15 protein-coding genes are annotated in these 16,402 nt (G+C 74.1%); 10 read left to right on the top strand and 5 right to left on the bottom strand.

The features are described 5' to 3' along the window. Positions 1–49: 49 nt before the first annotated feature. From KUM39_RS18465 to KUM39_RS18440, 6 genes are all read left to right on the top strand, one after another. On the top strand, positions 50–1,963 hold the full coding sequence (locus KUM39_RS18465) for an ABC transporter ATP-binding protein (protein ID WP_217786800.1): 1,914 nt from the start codon (positions 50–52) through the stop codon (positions 1,961–1,963). A 226-nt stretch (positions 1,964–2,189) separates the two neighbouring features. Then, positions 2,190–4,592 carry a glycoside hydrolase family 65 protein gene (locus tag KUM39_RS18460; protein ID WP_217786796.1) on the top strand — a complete coding sequence of 801 codons (2,403 nt, stop codon included), beginning with the start codon at positions 2,190–2,192 and terminating at the stop codon, positions 4,590–4,592. A 215-nt stretch (positions 4,593–4,807) separates the two neighbouring features. After that, positions 4,808–5,620, top strand: coding sequence for a LytR/AlgR family response regulator transcription factor (locus KUM39_RS18455; RefSeq protein ID WP_246620360.1), 813 nt, complete (start codon positions 4,808–4,810; stop codon positions 5,618–5,620). 143 nt (positions 5,621–5,763) lie between these two features. After that, a complete protein-coding gene (locus KUM39_RS18450) occupies positions 5,764–6,138 on the top strand; it encodes a hypothetical protein (protein WP_217786794.1) in 375 nt (124 codons plus the stop codon). After that, positions 6,135–7,946: a sodium/solute symporter gene (locus KUM39_RS18445; protein WP_217786793.1), complete on the top strand. Its 1,812-nt coding sequence runs from the start codon at positions 6,135–6,137 to the stop codon at positions 7,944–7,946. The genes KUM39_RS18450 and KUM39_RS18445 overlap by 4 nt, the downstream gene beginning before the upstream one ends. Beyond that, positions 7,943–9,130: a sensor histidine kinase gene (locus KUM39_RS18440; protein ID WP_217786792.1), complete on the top strand. Its 1,188-nt coding sequence runs from the start codon at positions 7,943–7,945 to the stop codon at positions 9,128–9,130. Before KUM39_RS18445 ends, KUM39_RS18440 begins: the two co-directional genes overlap by 4 nt. 93 nt (positions 9,131–9,223) lie before the next feature. On the opposite strand, the gene KUM39_RS18435 is transcribed toward KUM39_RS18440, so the two are convergent. Continuing rightward, positions 9,224–9,640 (bottom strand): ATP-binding protein, encoded by a 417-nt coding sequence (locus KUM39_RS18435; protein WP_217786791.1) that lies wholly within the window; start codon positions 9,638–9,640, stop codon positions 9,224–9,226. A 236-nt stretch (positions 9,641–9,876) separates the two neighbouring features. Here KUM39_RS18435 and KUM39_RS18430 point away from each other — a divergent pair, with 236 nt between their 5' ends. Both KUM39_RS18430 and glpK read left to right on the top strand, forming a co-directional pair. Continuing rightward, positions 9,877–10,647: an IclR family transcriptional regulator gene (locus tag KUM39_RS18430; protein ID WP_217786790.1), complete on the top strand. Its 771-nt coding sequence runs from the start codon at positions 9,877–9,879 to the stop codon at positions 10,645–10,647. Between the two features lie 66 nt (positions 10,648–10,713). Next, the gene (gene glpK, locus KUM39_RS18425; protein WP_217786789.1) at positions 10,714–12,246 is read left to right on the top strand and encodes a glycerol kinase GlpK; all 1,533 of its coding nucleotides are present in this window, start codon (positions 10,714–10,716) and stop codon (positions 12,244–12,246) included. 30 nt (positions 12,247–12,276) lie between these two features. Here glpK and KUM39_RS18420 read toward each other — a convergent pair whose 3' ends face one another. Both KUM39_RS18420 and KUM39_RS18415 read right to left on the bottom strand, forming a co-directional pair. Continuing rightward, positions 12,277–13,008 carry an MgtC/SapB family protein gene (locus tag KUM39_RS18420; protein WP_217786788.1) on the bottom strand — a complete coding sequence of 244 codons (732 nt, stop codon included), beginning with the start codon at positions 13,006–13,008 and terminating at the stop codon, positions 12,277–12,279. 63 nt (positions 13,009–13,071) lie between these two features. Further along, the gene (locus KUM39_RS18415; RefSeq protein WP_217786787.1) at positions 13,072–13,857 is read right to left on the bottom strand and encodes a class I SAM-dependent methyltransferase; all 786 of its coding nucleotides are present in this window, start codon (positions 13,855–13,857) and stop codon (positions 13,072–13,074) included. A 176-nt stretch (positions 13,858–14,033) separates the two neighbouring features. On the opposite strand from KUM39_RS18415, the gene KUM39_RS18410 reads away from it, so the two are divergent. After that, entirely contained in the window at positions 14,034–14,531 is a 498-nt protein-coding gene (locus tag KUM39_RS18410) for an ATP-binding protein (protein WP_217786786.1), read from the top strand. A gap of 102 nt (positions 14,532–14,633) precedes the next feature. Beyond that, positions 14,634–15,476 (top strand): RNA polymerase sigma factor SigF, encoded by an 843-nt coding sequence (locus KUM39_RS18405; RefSeq protein ID WP_217786785.1) that lies wholly within the window; start codon positions 14,634–14,636, stop codon positions 15,474–15,476. Between the two features lie 108 nt (positions 15,477–15,584). Here the strand turns inward: KUM39_RS18405 and KUM39_RS18400 are convergent, their stop codons facing one another. Both KUM39_RS18400 and KUM39_RS18395 read right to left on the bottom strand, forming a co-directional pair. Beyond that, a complete protein-coding gene (locus tag KUM39_RS18400) occupies positions 15,585–16,013 on the bottom strand; it encodes a response regulator (protein ID WP_217786784.1) in 429 nt (142 codons plus the stop codon). A gap of 3 nt (positions 16,014–16,016) precedes the next feature. Further along, the gene (locus KUM39_RS18395; RefSeq protein ID WP_217786783.1) at positions 16,017–16,397 is read right to left on the bottom strand and encodes a hypothetical protein; all 381 of its coding nucleotides are present in this window, start codon (positions 16,395–16,397) and stop codon (positions 16,017–16,019) included. Between the last annotated feature and the right edge of the window lie 5 nt (positions 16,398–16,402).

Genomic DNA, 16,402 nt, shown 5'->3' with positions numbered 1-16,402 from the left:
CCTGCCTTGGCCTCAACGACACTTCAGGTTCTACGTTCGTCCCATGAGCATGGAGACCACCGCCTGGACCCAACTGCACAGCGTGATGAACGCACAGGAGGAACGCCGCCCCTTCGCCCGCGCCACGCTGCGCCGTATCGCCGCCTTCGCCCGCCCGCACCGCGCGGGCATCGCCCGTTTCGTCCTGCTCGGCGTCCTGACCGCCCTGCTCGCCGTGGCCACGCCGGTACTGGCCGGGCGGGTGGTGGACGCGATCGTGGCGGGGCACGACTCGGGGAAGGTCGTACGGCTCTCGCTGCTCATCGCGGCCGTGGCGCTCGCCGAGGCGGGACTCGGCGTCCTCGGCAGGCGGCTGTCCTCCACACTCGGCGAGAGCCTGATCCTCGACCTGCGCACCTCCGTCTTCGACCACGTGCAGCGCATGCCTGTCGCGTTCTTCACCCGCACCCGCACCGGCGCCCTGGTCAGCCGCCTCAACAACGACGTGATCGGCGCGCAGCGGGCGTTCGCCAACACCCTGTCCGGGGTGGTCACCAACCTCGTCACCCTGGTGCTCACCCTCGCGGTGATGCTCACCCTGTCCTGGCAGATCACCCTGCTGGCGCTCGTACTCCTGCCCGTGTTCGTGCTGCCCGCCCGCCGGATGGGCGGCCGGATGGCCAGGATGCAGCGGGAGGCGGCGGCGCTGAACGCGGCGATGGGCACCCGCATGACGGAGCGGTTCTCCGCACCCGGCGCGACCCTCGTCAAGCTGTTCGGCAGGCCCGAGGAGGAGTCGGCGGAGTTCGCGGCCCGCGCCGCGCGGGTCCGGGACATCGGGGTGCGCACCGCCACCGCGCAGTCGGTGTTCATCACCGCTCTCACCCTGGTCTCCGCGCTCGCCCTGGCCCTCGTCTACGGCCTCGGCGGCTGGTTCGCGCTGCACGGCACCCTGGAGGCCGGCGCGGTCGTCTCGCTCGCCCTGCTCCTGACCCGGCTGTACGCCCCGCTCACCGCGCTCGCCGGGGCCCGCGTCGAGGTGATGAGCGCGCTGGTCAGCTTCGAGCGGGTCTTCGAGGTGCTCGACCTCAAGCCGCTCATCGAGGACAGCCCGGACGCCGTGGACATGCCCGAGGGGCCGGTCGCCGTCGAGTTCGACGACGTCCGCTTCGCCTACCCGGCCGCCGATCAGGTCTCCCTCGCCTCCCTGGAGGAGGTCGCCGCGCTCGACACACGGGGTGGCGCGGAGGTCCTGCACGGCATCTCGTTCCGCGCCGAACCCGGCCAGACCGTCGCCCTCGTCGGCTCCTCCGGCGCGGGCAAGTCCACCATCGCCCAGCTCCTGCCCCGGCTCTACGACACGGACTCCGGCGCCGTCCGGGTCGGCGGCCGGGACGTGCGCGAGCTGCGCGCCGCCTCGCTGCGGGCCACCGTCGGCATGGTCACCCAGGACGGGCACCTCTTCCACGACACCGTCCGCGCCAACCTGCTGCTCGCCCGCCCCGACGCCACCGAGGCCGAACTGTGGGACGCGCTCGACCGGGCCCGGCTCACCCAGGTCGTCGGCACCCTCCCGGACGGCCTGGACACCGTGGTCGGCGAGCGCGGCTACCGGCTCTCCGGCGGTGAACGCCAGCGCATGACCATCGCCCGGCTGCTGCTGGCCCGGCAGCGCGTTGTCGTCCTCGACGAGGCCACCGCCCACCTGGACAACACCTCCGAGGCGGCCGTCCAGGAAGCGCTCACCGAGGCGCTCCAGGGCCGTACCGCCGTCGTCATCGCCCACCGGCTGACCACCGTACGGGCCGCCGATCTGATCCTGGTCGTGGAAGCGGGCCGGATCGTGGAGCGCGGCACGCACGACGAGCTGCTGGCCGCCGGGGGACGGTACGCCGAACTCCACCGCACCCAGCTCGCCGCCCGCGCCGAGGGCGACCGGGCGGACACCGGGCGCCGGGAGGCGGACGAGGTCACGGCGGGCTGAGCGGCCCTTGCGGCCCGCACCCGGCCGAGTGCGGGCCCGTGCGCGGGTGCGCGCCGTACGTGTGTGAACTCCGTGCCCCCTGGATACGCGAGGGGCACGGCAGCGCGGGTCCCGGCCCGTGCGGTCGGCGTTCTCCGGAACGCCCAGCCCAGCCCAGCGCGGCCCGGCCATGCGCCCCGGGAACCTCCGGGGCGGACGGCCGGGGCGACCGACGGGAGGAGTGCCCGTGACCGGTCTGCTGTGGGAGTACGACGGCTACGAGCCCGCCGACGAACGGCTGCGGGAGTCCCTGTGCACGCTCGGCAACGGCCGCTTCGCCACGCGCGGCGCGCTGCCGGAGTGCGCGGCCGACGACACGCACGCCCCCGGCACCTACGCGGCCGGTGTCTACGACCGGCTGGTCTCCGAGGTCGCCGGACGCGAGGTCGGCAACGAGGACATGGTGAACCTGCCGGACTGGCTGCCGCTCCGCCTCCGCCCGGCGGGCGGCGCCTGGCTCACCCCGGACACCGCGCCGACCGAGGAACACCACCTCGCGCTGCACCTCGATCCGGGCGTCCTGGAGCGCCGTACCCGCTACCCGCTGGGCGACGGTGTCTCCCTCCTCGTCCGGCAGCTGCGGCTCGTGCACATGGCCGACCCGTATCTGGCCGTGCTGCGCACCGACCTCACGGCGACCGGTGGCGCCCTCACGCTCGATGTGGAGGCCGCGCTCGACGGCACCGTCACCAACTCCGGGGTGGCCCGCTACCGCGAGCTGGACGGACGGCATCTGACCTGCGTGGAGACCGGCGGCACGACGCCCGGACCGGCGTGGCTGCGCTGCCGGACCCGTACCTCCCGGATCGCCGTGGCGCTCGCCGCGCGCCTCGACACCGGGCCGGGCTCCGGGCTCGGTGCCGGGGACCCGCCCGCCGTCACCGACGCGCACGAGGAGCGGCGGGCCGTGCGGCGGCTGCGCCTGGACCTCGTACCCGGCCGGACGGTCACCGTGGACAAGACCGTCGCCCTGCACACCTCCCGCGATCCCGGCTGCGGCGACCCGCTCGACGCGGCCCTCGAACGGGTCGCCGCCGCGCCCGGTTTCGACGAACTGCTCGGCAGCCATGTCGCCGCCTGGGAGCGGCTGTGGCGGCGCACCGCGCTGGACGTGCCCGGCGACCCCGGCCGCATCCTGCGCCTGCACCTGTTCCATGTGCTGGCCACCCTCTCCCCGCACACCACGGTCCTCGACGCGGGCGTCCCCGCGCGCGGTCTGCACGGCGAGGCGTACCGGGGCCACGTCTTCTGGGACGAGCTGTTCGTGCTGCCGTTTCTCAACCTGCGGCTGCCCGAGGTGTCCCGCGCCCTGCTCCGCTACCGGCACCGGCGCCTGGACACCGCCCGCGAAGCGGCCCGCGAGACGGGGCTGCGGGGCGCGATGTACCCGTGGCAGAGCGGCAGCGACGGCCGTGAGGAGACCCAGGAACTCCACCTCAACCCGCGCTCCGGACGCTGGCTGCCGGACCACTCCCGGCTCCAGCGGCACGTCGGCTCCGCCGTCGCCTACAACATCTGGCGTTACTGCGAGGCCACCGGTGACACCGCCTTCCTGCACGGCGAGGGCGCCGAGACCCTGCTGGAGATCGCCCGCTTCTGGGCCTCCTCCGCCGTCTACGACAACCACCTCGGACGGCACCGCATCCTGGGCGTGGTCGGCCCCGACGAGTACCACGACGGCTACCCGGACGCCTCCAAACCGGGCCTGGACGACAACGCCTACACCAACGTCACCGCGTCCTGGGTGCTCGCCCGCGCCCTGGAACTCATGGACGGCCTGCCCGGGCGGCGGCGCGGCGAACTCACCGAGCGCCTCGGCCTGGACGACAGCGAACCCGCCCACTGGGAGGAGGTCTCCCGCACCCTGCACATCCCCTTCCACGAGGGCGTCATCAGCCAGTTCGAGGGCTACGGCGACCTCGCGGAACTCGACTGGCAGGGCTACCGGGAACGGTACGGCGACATCCGCCGCCTGGACCGCGTCCTGGAGGCCGAGGACGACACGGTGAACCGCTACAAGGCGTCCAAGCAGGCCGATGTGCTGATGCTCGGCTATCTGTTCTCCCCGGACGAACTCCGCTCGCTGTTCGCCCGGTTGGGGCACCGGCTGGACGAGGAGACCTGGAGCGCCACCCTCGACCACTACCTGCGCCGCACCACCCACGGCTCGACGCTCAGCGGGCTGGTGCACGGGTGGATACTCGCCCGCGCCCGGCGCGCCGACGCCTGGACGTTCGTGCAGGAGGCGCTGCGCGGCGACATCGCGGACGTGCAGGGCGGCACCACCGGCGAGGGCATCCACCTCGGCGCGATGGCCGGTACCCTCGACCTCGTCCAGCGCTGCCTGACCGGCCTGGAGACCCGCGACGGCGAACTCCGCCTCGATCCGGTGCCGTTGCCCGAACTCTCCTCGTACGGCTTCTCGTTGCGCTACCGCGACCACGAGGACGTACGGCTGCGGCTGCTCGCCGGGCGGCTCGACGTCGAGGTGCCCCCGGCCCCCGGACGCAGCCCCCTCTCGATCCGGCTCCCGGACCGCGTGGTGCGGGTCGGACCGGGGGAGCGGGTGAGCGTGACGCTGCCCGACTGAACCCGGCGGGCCCGCAGACCCGTTGTCCGGAGACGCGCCCAACGGCTCGACCTGAGTGGGGAGTTCGACGGAGGATGCGCGAGGGGCCGGATACCGGGTGACGTCGGCCGGGTACGGGGCGCAGGGGCGGGCACGAGAGCGGAGCGGGGCGGATGCGGGAGACGGGTGCTGCGGCCGGGCGGACGCGGTCCGGTGAAGTCACGGGCGGGCGCGGGCTGTTGCGGGCGCTCGCGGTGGACGACGAGGAGCCCGCCCTCGCGGAACTCGTGTACCTCCTCGGTGAGGACCCGCGCATCGCCTCCGTCGTCGCGGCGGGCGGGACCACCGAGGCGCTGGCCGTGCTGGCGGCCGACGCGGCGGCGGCATCCGGCGGTCCGTCGGACGGGGGCGGCGACGGGATCGATGTCGTCTTCCTCGACATCGACATGCCCGGACTCGGCGGCCTCGGTGTCGCGGAACTGCTCGGCGGGCTGCCCGCACCGCCGCTGATCGTGTTCGTCACCGCCCACGAGGACTTCGCGCTGCGGGCGTTCGACCTCAAGGCGGTGGACTACCTGCTCAAACCGCTGCGCCGGGAACGGTTCGCGGAGGCCGTCCGCCGGGTCGCCGAACTCACCCGCGCCGGACAGGGACCCCGGCCCGCCCCCGCCGCCGAGGACCCCGCCCACGCGCTCGCCGATCAGGTCCCGGTCGAACTCGCCGGTGTCACACGGTTCGTGGCCATCCCCGACATCACCTGGGTCGAGGCCCAGGGCGACTACGCCCGGCTGCACACCGCGCACGGCAGTCATCTGCTGCGGGTCCCGCTGTCCGGCCTGGAGGAGCAGTGGCGCGCCCACGGCTTCGTCCGCATACACCGCAGCCGCCTGGTCGCCCTCGGCCACATCGAGGAACTCCGGCTGGAGGGCGGCAACCTGACCGTCCGGATCGGGGAGCGCACCCTCGCCGTGAGCCGCCGCAACGCACGCGAGCTGCGCGACCTGCTCGCCCGGCACGCCCAGGGCGCGGTGGGCCGCCCGCACCGCTGACCGGTCATCCGGCGCGCGGTGCGCGGTACGCGGTGCGCGGTGCGGCGGTCCTGTGCCGAACGCCGCCGCCCGTCTACCTCACCCCCGCCACGCTGCGTACACTCGCGGCGACGAGGCGATCACCACGGCGGGGGAGTTGCGGCATGGGGGCGGAACCGGTCCCGCGCAGAGAGGTCGTCACCGGCGCCCCCCGCGCGCGCCGCCCGGCCGCCCGTGCCCGCCGGACCCTGTCCCGCAACTCCCCGGCGCCCCGCCCCGCGCCGTACGACGAGGCCCGCACCCGGCCGCTGATGCGCCGCCAACTGCGCGCCGCGCTCACGGTGGTCGCGTTCCTCGCCGCCACCCTCGGACCGCTCCCCGTCCTGCTCCGCCTGCTCGGCCCCGCCCCGGCCGCGCCGCACGGCACCCTGGTCGTCTGGCTGCTGCTCGGCGCCGCCCCCTACCCCGTGCTGCTCTGCGCCGGTGCCTGGTACGTCCGCCGGGCCGAGCGCAACGAGGCCGACGAGCAGGCCCGTTGAACCACACGTACGCGATAGCCGGGGTGTCCGCCGTGGTCCTCGCCACGGTGCTGGTCGGCGCGCTCGGCCTGCGGATCTCCCGCACCACCTCGGACTTCTACGTCGCCTCGCGCAGCGTGCCGCCCCGGCTCAACGCCTTCGCGGTGAGCGGGGAGTACCTGTCCGCCGCGTCCTTCCTGGGCGTCGCCGGACTCGTCCTGGCGCAGGGCGTGGACATGCTCTGGTTCCCGATCGGCTACACGGCCGGGTTCCTGGTGCTGCTGGCCTTCGTCGCCGCCCCGCTGCGCCGCTCCGGCGCCTACACCCTGCCCGACTTCGCCGAGGCCCGCCTGGAGTCCCGTACCGTACGGCGGCTCGCCAGCATCCTCGTGGTCGGCGTGGGGTGGCTGTATCTGCTGCCCCAACTGCGGGGCGCCGGGCTGACGTTGCGGCTGCTGACCGGGGCGCCCGGCTGGCTCGGCGGACTCGTCGTCGCCGGGGTGGTGACGGTCGCGGTGGCCGCGGGCGGCATGCGCAGCATCACCTTCGTGCAGGCGTTCCAGTACTGGCTGAAGCTCACCGCGCTGCTGGTGCCCGCGATCTTCCTGCTGCTCGCCTGGCGCGCCGACCACACCCCGGCGCCCTCCTGGGACGAGCGGCCCGTCTTCCACCGCTCCACCCCGGTCCGCGCCCACGGCCCGCTGACCCTCACCCTGGACGCGCCGGTCCGGGTCACCGCGACCGGCACCGTGGACGGCACCCGCCGCACCGGCGGCCCGCTCACCCTCGCGCCCGGCACCCACCGCATCGACGCGGGCAGCACCGTACGCTTCCCGCCGGGCGCCCCCGTCCCCCTGCCCGCCGAGCGCGACAACGCCTCCGGCACGTCGAGTTGGGCGGAACCCCTCGCCGCCGGACGCGCCCAGCACGGCCTGTACGCGACCTACGGGCTGATCCTCGCCACCTTCCTCGGCACGATGGGCCTGCCGCACGTCGTCGTCCGCTTCTACACCAACCCCGACGGCCGCGCCGCCCGCCGCACCACCCTCGTCGTGCTCGGCCTGCTCGGCGCGTTCTATCTGCTGATCCCGCTCTACGGAGTCCTGGGGCGGCTCTACGCGCCCGATCTGATGCTCACCGGCGACACCGACGCGGCCGTGCTGGTGCTGCCGCAGCGGCTCATCGGCGGCACCGGGGGCGATCTGCTCGGCGCGCTGGTCGCGGGCGGGGCGTGCGCGGCTTTCCTGTCCACCGTCTCCGGGCTGACCATGTCGGTCGCCGGAGTCATCGCCCAGGACGTGCTGCCCACCCTCGGCGTCCGGCACTTCCGGCTCGCCACGCTGCCCGCCATCGCCGTGCCCACCGCCGCCAACACGGTCGTCGGGGACCTCCCCGTCGCCGACGCGGTCGGCCTCGCCTTCGCGGTGTCCGCCGCCTCGTTCTGCCCGCTGCTCCTGCTCGGCATCTGGTGGCGCGGCCTCACCGCGCCCGGCGCGGTCGCCGGACTCCTCCTCGGCGGCGGCTCCGCGTTCGCCGCCGTCGCCGTCACCATGACCTCCCCCGCCCGCACCGGCCCCCTGCCCACCCTGCTGGCCTGGCCCGCCGTCTGGTCCGTGCCGCTCGGCTTCGCCGCGATGATCCTGGTCTCGCTGGCCACCCGCGACCGCGTACCGGCGGGCACGGGCGCGATGATGGCCCGCCTGCACCTGCCGGAGCGGGGCAGGGGCGGCGACGGGGGCAGGACCGGAGGCGGCGACGCGGGCGGGGCCGGTGGCAGGGCCGGAGGCGGGGGCGGAGGCAGGGCCGGGGGCGGGGGCGGGGAAGCGTGACCGCCCTCGGGACCGTCCTGCTCGCCCTCGGGGCGCTCGCCCTCCTCGCGCTCGGGGCCGTGCTCGGGCACGTCGGCGCCCGGCGGCAGCAGGAGAACCCCGCCGGACCCGGCACCCCCGTCGAGCGGGCCACGTTCGAGACGCTGCACACCGCCTCGCTCGCCGCGCCCCCGCTGCGCGCCGGGCTGACCCCGGACACCGCGCGGAAGGCGGCCCGGCGGCTGCGGCCCCTGCTCGGCACGGTCGCCCTGGCGCTCACCGACGAGGAGACCGTGCTCGCCTGGGACGGGGTCGGCGACCACCACCGCGCAGACCTGGCCGACCCGCTTGCCCACGCGCTGCGCACCGGACGCCCCCGAGCCTACGCGCTGACCTGCGGCAACGAGACCTGTCCGGTGCGCTGGGGGGTGGTCGCGCCGCTCGGCGGCGGGGGACGGGGCGCGCTCGTCGCGTTCGGGGACCGGCCGTCGGCGGCCGTGGCCAGGGCGGCGGAGGAGGTCGCCCGCTGGGTCGCCGTGCAACTCGAACTGGCCGAACTGGACCGGGCCCGTTCCGGGGTCATCGAGGCCGAGATCCGCGCCCTGCGCGCCCAGATCTCCCCGCACTTCATCTACAACTCGCTGGCGAGCATCGCCTCGTTCGTCCGCACCGACCCCGAGCGTGCCCGTGAACTGCTCCTGGAATTCGCGGACTTCACCCGGTACTCGTTCCGCCGGGGCGGTGACTTCACCACGCTGGCCGAGGAGTTGCGCTCCATCGAGCAGTATCTGGAGCTGGCCCGCGCCCGGTTCGGGAAGCGGCTTGAGGTGACGCTGCGGATCGCCCCGGAGGTGCTGCCCGTGACGCTGCCCTTCCTGTGCCTCCAGCCGCTGGTGGAGAACGCCCTCAAACACGGGCTGGCCTCCGCCGAACGGGGCCGGGTCACCATCGCCGCCGAGGACGAGGGCACCGCGGCGCGGGTGGTCATCGAGGACGACGGCGCCGGAATGGACCCGCGGCGCCTGCGCGACATCCTCCGCGGCCGGGGCGACCCGGCGGCGGGCATCGGACTGAGCAACGTGGACATGCGGCTGCGCCAGCTCTACGGCGACGAACACGGCCTGGTGATCGAGACGGGCGTCGGCGCGGGCACGAAGATCACGGTGCGGGTGCCGAAGTTCCATCCGGGCGCGGCACCGGGCTGACGGCACGCCCGGCGCAGGGGGGACGGCCCACGCAGGGGGTACGGCGCGGGGGCACGGCCAGTGCCCGGCACGCGGAGTCGCGGGTGCGCACCCTCAGGCCGCGTCCAGCTCCGCCCACCAGGTCACGCCGGTCCCGTGCACGCGGATGCCGTGCCGGGCGGCGAGCGCCCGGACGATGGTCATGCCCCGCCCGTGCTCGTCGGGATCGAAGTCGCCCGGTACCCGGCAGGTCGGAATGGCCGGACCGGTGTCGGCCACCTCGACCCGGAGGGTGCCCGCCGGGAGCCAGGACAGCCGCAGCACCGCCGGGGGCAGCGCGTGCACGATCGCGTTGGTGACCAGCTCCGACACCACCAGCAGAGCGTCCTCCACCAGCTCCGCCGCCACGTGCCAGCCGGTCAGCACCGACCGCACCCGGTGGCGTACCGCGGGGACGGAGCCGGGGACGGGAGTCAGCGGACACTCGTGCTCGCCGGTCTCCCGCAGCAGCGTACGGGGCTGTGCTGCCATGTTCCCTCCTGAAGGTGCCTGCACCGACCGTGCCGACCTCGGACGCGTTCGGACCTCCGACGTACGTTAGGGAGACAAATCGGGCGGGTCAATGAACGAGGGTCGGCATTACCGAACGCCGTCGCCGCTACCCCAGTACCCGTACGGCGAATCGCCTCCCCGGCCGCCCGTCCGCCCGGCCCCCGGCCGCCCCCGGTCGCCCGGCGAACCTCCCCGCGCGGTCGTACGCTCGCTTCATGGCCGGACCCGTCCAGTCGATCGAACGGGCGGCGGCGGTCCTGCGGCTGCTCGCCGTCGGCCGCCGCCGACTCGGGCTCGGGGAGGTGGCCGCCTCGCTCGGGCTCGCCAAGGGCACCGCCCACGGCATCCTGCGCACCCTCCAGCACGTGGACTTCGTCGAGCAGGACGCGGCCACGGGCAAGTACCGGCTCGGCGCCGCCCTGCTGCACCTCGGCACCAGCTACCTCGACGGCAACGAACTCCGTTCCCGCTCCCTGAACTGGGCCGACGCCCTGGCCGCCCGCAGCGGTGAGGCCGTACGGCTCGGCACCCCGCTGGAGCGCGGCGTCCTCGTCGTCCACCACGTCTTCCGCCCCGACGACACCTTCCAGACCCTCGACGTGGGCGCGCTGCTCCCGCTGCACGCCTCCTCCCTCGGCAAGGTGCTGCTCGCCTACGGCGCCGCCCCACCCGACCCGGACCGGGACGCGGACGGACCCGCCGCCTACACCCGGCACACCCTCGTCACCCCGGACGCGCTCGCCCGCGCCCTCGCGGAGATCCGGGAACTCGGCTGGGGCGCGGAGATCCAGGAGATGAGCATGGGCGAGGCCGGGATCGCCGCCCCGATCCGGGGGCACGGCGGACTCGTCGTCGGCGCGGTCGGCGTGTCCGGGGCGGTCGAGCGGATCTGCGACGCGCGGGGCCACCCCCGGCCCTCCCTGGTCACCCTGGTGCGGGAGGCCGCCCGCGCCATCTCCCGCGACCTGGGCGCCGCCCGCTGGTGACCCGTACGCCACACCCGGCGCCCAGCCGGAAGGACGGCGCGACCCGAACCGGAAGGCGGCCCGATCATGCCGGAGCGGTATGTGATGTCCATCGACCAGGGCACCAACTCCACCCGCTGCATCGTCTTCGACCAGCGCGGACGCATGGTGACCGTCGCTCAGCGCGAGCACCGCCAGCACTTCCCGCGCCCCGGCTGGGTCGAGCACGACGCCCTGGAGATCTGGCAGAACCTGAAGCGGATCGTCCCCGAGGCGCTGTCCGCCGCCGGTCTCGACACCGGCCGTATCGCCGCCGTCGGCATCGCCAACCAGCGCGAGACCACCGTCCTGTGGGACCGCCGCACCGGCATCCCCGTCGCCCGTGCCGTCGTCTGGCAGGACACCCGCACCGCGCCCCTGGTCGAGGAGTTGCGCCGCGGCCCCGGCGAGGACGTCCTGCGCGACCGGTGCGGCCTGCCGCCCTCCACCTACTTCGCCGCCCCGAAGATCCGCTGGCTGCTCGACCACGTCAAGGGCCTGGAACAGCGCGCGCGGAACGGCGACATCCTGTTCGGCACCGTCGAGACCTGGCTCGTCTGGAACCTCACCGGCGGTCCCGACGGCGGCCTGCACCTCACCGACGCCACCAACGCCGCCCGCACCATGCTCATGGACATCCGCACCCTCACCTGGGACGACGGCCTGCTCGACCTGTTCGGGGTGCCCCGCGCGATCCTCCCCGAGATCCGCTCCTCCGCCGAGATCTACGGCGAGGCGGGCGCCCCGCTCACCGGCGTGCCGCTCGCCGCCGCACTCGGTGACCAGCAGGCCGCGCTGTTCGGCCAGACCTGCTTCTCGCCCGGCGACGCCAAGTGCACCTACGGCACCGGCGGCTTCCTGCTGCTCAACACCGGTACCGAGGCCGTCCGCTCCCGGCACGGCCTGCTCACCACCGTCGCCTACCGCATCGGGGACGCCCCGCCCGCCTACGCCCTGGAGGGGTCCATCGCCGTCACCGGCGCCCTGGTGCAGTGGTTCCGCGACCGGCTCGGCCTGATCGGCTCCGCCGCCGAGATCGAGACCCTGGCCCGCACGGTGGACGACAACGGCGGCTGCTACATCGTCCCCGCCTTCTCCGGCCTCTTCGCACCCCGCTGGCGCGACGACGCGCGCGGTGTCGTCGTCGGCCTCACCTCCTACATCACCGCGGGCCACCTCGCGCGCGCCGTCCTGGAGGCCACCGGCTGGCAGACCCGCGAGGTGGTGGACGCGATGAACGCGGACGCGGCCGTCGCCCTCGGGGAACTGAAGGTGGACGGCGGCATGACCTCGGACAACCTGCTGATGCAGTTCGTCGCGGACGTGCTCGACGTGCCCGTGGTCCGCCCGATGGTCGCCGAGACCGTCTCCCTCGGCGCCGCCTACGCCGCCGGACTCGCCGCCGGGTACTGGCCCGACCTGGAGGTGCTCCGCCACAACTGGCACCGCGCCGCCCAGTGGCTCCCCGACATGGACCCCGACGACCGCGCCTGGGAGTACGAGAACTGGCAGCGGGCCGTGGAACGCTCCCTGGACTGGGTCAGACCCCCGAGGAAGCGCAAGCGCGGGTCCGGCGGGTGAGACGGCCCGTCCGGAGAACCCGCCCGCCGCTCACTCGTCGTCCGACGCCACCGAGAGGGACACGTCCAGCACCCCGTCGTCGTCGAACAGCTCCGCCGCCAGCGGGGTCGGATCGGCGGTGCCCTCCAGCTCCAGCACCACCCGCGCCGCGTCGTCCGCCCGGTCCGGCAGCCGCTCCACCCGGAACCGCGCGATGCGGTAACCCCGCCGGGTGCACATCTGCATCAGCCGGGGCAGCAGCGCCGTCCCCGTCCGGTAGGTCAGCCGTACCTGGAACACCGTGGACACCGACTCCGGCACCAGCCGCGCCGCGAGCGGCGGGAACCCGCGCACCACCAGGAAGTGCAGCGCGGTCACCGCCAGCGCCAGGATCGGCAGCCCGCCCCCGCACGCCATGCCCACCGCACAGGTCAGCCACACCGTCGCCGCCGTGGTCAGCCCCCGTACCGCGTCCTGCCGTACGAAGATCAGACCGCCGCCGATGAAACCGATGCCGGAGACGATCTGCGCCGCCACCCGCGAGGGGTCGAAGGAGACGTTGGGCAGCCCGAGGACATTGGTGAAACCGTGCTGGGAGACGACCATCATCAGCGCGCTCGCCACACCGACCAGGGTGTGGGTGCGCAGCCCGGCACTCTTCTGCTTGGCCGCCCGCTCCCAGCCGATCAGGCTCGACAGCAGCAGCGCCAGTCCCAGTTCGGAGAGCTGCCGCACCCCCTGGCCGTTGGCGAAGTCCCACATGGGCGCTGCCAGCATCCGCACCTCCCGGCTCGTCCGACCCCCGCCTGTCCACCCGCGCCCGCCCGGCCCCGGCGCGGGACCGGATCAGCCCGCGCCCGGCCCGATGTCACCGGCGACGATCAGACGGTAGCCGTAGTCCACGCTCTCACGGCCGAGCAGACCGGCGTGGCGGCGGTGCCACGCCCCGGACGCGAGATCGGCGCGCAGCCGCTCCATCGCGGGCTCGACCACGGCCGGTCCGAGCTGCGCGAACGTCGAACTGGCCTGCCGCACCACCGGGTCGAGGAACGCCTCCGGGCGCCGCCAGTACGCGATCTGGAAACCGTCCGTGAAGTCGTGCGGGATCGGGAACGGCACGACCGTGTGCGCGCCCAGCGCCTCGGCGGTCTCCGCCACCGACGCGAACCGGCCGTGCTCCAGCGTCCGGATCTCCGGCAGGTACTCCTCGATCAGCCACAGCTCGGGGGAGTGGTCCGGGTCCCAGGTGAACACCGCCTGCCCGCGCGCCACCCGGCGCAGTTCGGTGAGCCCGCGCCTCCGGTCCGACCAGTGGTGCACCGTGAGCACCGCCATCGCCGCGTCGAACGTCCCGTCGGCGAACGGCAGCCGCTCGGCGCCCGCCAGCACCTTCCGGCGGCCGGGGTGCTGTTCCAGCATCACCCGGGAGGGGTCCACGGCTGTCACCTCGGCCCCCTCCGGCTCGTACGACCCTGCCCCCGCGCCGACGTTCACGACCGTACGGGCGCCGGACAGGGCGTCCCGGATCAGCGCCGCGAGCCGGGGGTCGGGGCGGCGCACGTCCCGGTATCCGGCGCCGATGCGGTCGTACAGGGCGGTGGCCGGGGCGGACCCGGCGGACGATGCGGTCATGGGGGCATCCCAGCACGATGATCGTTCCGGGTCGAGGTTCTCGTACGATCCGGGCGGGCGGTGTGCGGTGGGGGCCGCCCCGTATGCTGTGGGCGATCCGACCGGCCGGTCCCGGTGCACCGGGGGGTGCGGACCGGTCCCGGACGGCCGATACGGGTGTGGGGAGGGCCGACCCGATGAACGCGGAACCGCTGGAGGAGCACGTCGGCGGGCCCGGCGCCGGGGCGTCGGACCTGACCGTCGCGCTCGACGGCGACGGCCCCTGCATAGCCGAGGCACGCCACCTCACGGCCGACTACCTGACCCGGACCCGCGCGGCGGACGGTCCCGCCGTCACCGAACGGGCCGTCGGCCTGGCCCAGCTCGTGGTGAGCGAACTCGTCACCAACGCCCGCAAATACGCCCCCGGCCCCATCCTTGTGAGCCTCGGCATCGACGGCCAAGTGCTGGAGATCGAGGTGTGGGACAGCGCCCCGGAACTGCCCGCGCCCCGCGCGGCGGACCCCCGCCGGATCGGCCAGCACGGACTGGAGATAGTCGAGGCGGTGGCCGAACGCCTCACCGTGCGGCCGGAAACCGTCGGCAAACGCGTCACCGCCCGGCTGCGGCTGACGGAGGACCACCAGCGGTCCGATCCCGACGGAAGCGCCCGCAAACATCTTTTCCAGGATTGAATCCGTTCGGCCGTGCATGAGCGGGTGGACCCGGGGTAGACGGGCGTTCGTCGGTTCCTGCGGACCGGCGCGAGAAGAGAACCGACCCAGTGGGAGGGGTACATGATGACGACGACCGTGCAGCACGTTCAGCGGACCACCGAGGTGCCGGAGATCGCGGATCCCTCCAAGGTCGCGCCCAAGGACGCACGGGAGTTGTCGAAGCTGTTCTTCGACCGGCTCGCCCGCGTCGAGGAGGGTACCCCGGAGCACCAGTACGCCCGCAACACGCTGATCGAGATGAACATGTCCCTGGTCCGCTTCGCGGCCGGCCGGTTCCGCAGCCGCGGACCGGAGGAGATGGAGGACATCGTCCAGGTCGGCATGATCGGCCTGATCAAGGCCATCGACCGGTTCGAGCTGTCCCGCGAGGTCGAGTTCACCTCCTTCGCGGTGCCGTACATCGTCGGTGAGATCAAGCGGTTCTTCCGGGACACCTCGTGGGCCGTGCACGTGCCGCGCCGCCTCCAGGAGGCCCGCGTCCAGCTGGCCCGCGCCACCGAGGAACTCCGCAGTCGGCTCGGCCGCACCCCGACCACCCGTGAACTGTCCGAGCTGATGAGCCTCTCCGAGGACGAGATCGTCGAGGCCCGGCTCGCCTCCAACGGCTACAAGTCGGCCTCCCTGGACGCCGCGATCAGCGGCAGTGACGACGGCGAGGCCGCGCTCGCGGACTTCATCGGCGGCGAGGACACCGCCCTCGGCCTGGTCGAGGACTTCCACGCGCTCGCCCCGATGATCGGTGAACTCGACGAGCGGGACCGGAAGATCATCCACTGGCGGTTCGTGGAGGAGCTGACCCAGAAGGAGATCGGCGACAGGCTCGGCGTCTCCCAGATGCACGTCTCCCGGCTGATCACCCGTCTGCTGGCCCGGCTGCGCGCGGGCATGCTCGACGCGGCCTGACGGCCGCGCGGCGGGTTCGGCACGGCCCGAACACCCGCCCCCGTCACAGCACTTCGGCGCGCCTCCCCCCTCACGGGCGGGCGGCGCGCCGAGGCATGTCCGGGCCGGTTACCGCTTCGGCGGCTTCACCGCGATGTCCAGGTAGAACGCGTCGATGCTGCGCACCGCCGCCTCGAACTCCTCCAGGTTCACCGGCTTGGTGACGTACGCGTTGGCGTGGTGCCGGTAGGCGCCGGTCACGTCGTCGGGCGCGGCGGAGGTGGTGAGCACCACGACCGGGATGGTGCGCAGTTCGGGGTCCTCCTTGACCACGGCGAGGAACTCCCGGCCGTTCATGCGCGGCATGTTGAGGTCCAGCACGATCAGGTCGGGCCGCTCGGTGGCCGGGTCGCGGAGATAGTCCAGGGCGGCGATGCCGTCCGAGACCTGGGTGAGATTACGGGTCCCGCGTTCGGCGAGGGCGTCCTGGATGAGCATCGCGTCGGCGACGTCGTCCTCGACCAGCAGCACGTCGTAGGGGCGGGTAGCGGCAGCCATGATTCACGAGCTCCGGGGTGTGGGACGGGCGGGTGCGGGGTGTGCGCCGGTGGTGATGAGTCCCGGCCAGCGGCGTCTGGCCCCCTGGCGGCTGATGCCGACGGCCTCCCCGATCTCGGGGTAACCGGCGCCGCTCACCGCGGCCGCGTGCGCGGCCTGGTCCTCCAGGCTGCGCACCGCCTGCTTGACACGGGCCAGGACGCGCAGCCGTACCAGGGCGTGCCCTCGGGCGTCGCCGCCGTCCGGCCACTCGGCCCACGGCAGCGGACCGGTTCCGCAGTCCCCGGGGTCCTCGGCGAGCCGCCGGGCGAGTTCGTCCACCACCTGGGTGACGAGCGCGTCCGCCGGGCCGTGCGGGCGGGGAAGGTGGGACGGACCGGGCATGCCCT

This window comes from Streptomyces corallincola (assembly GCF_019104725.1).
Lineage (GTDB): Bacteria > Actinomycetota > Actinomycetes > Streptomycetales > Streptomycetaceae > Streptomyces > Streptomyces corallincola.
This window is presented reverse-complemented; position numbering and strand designations above follow the sequence as displayed.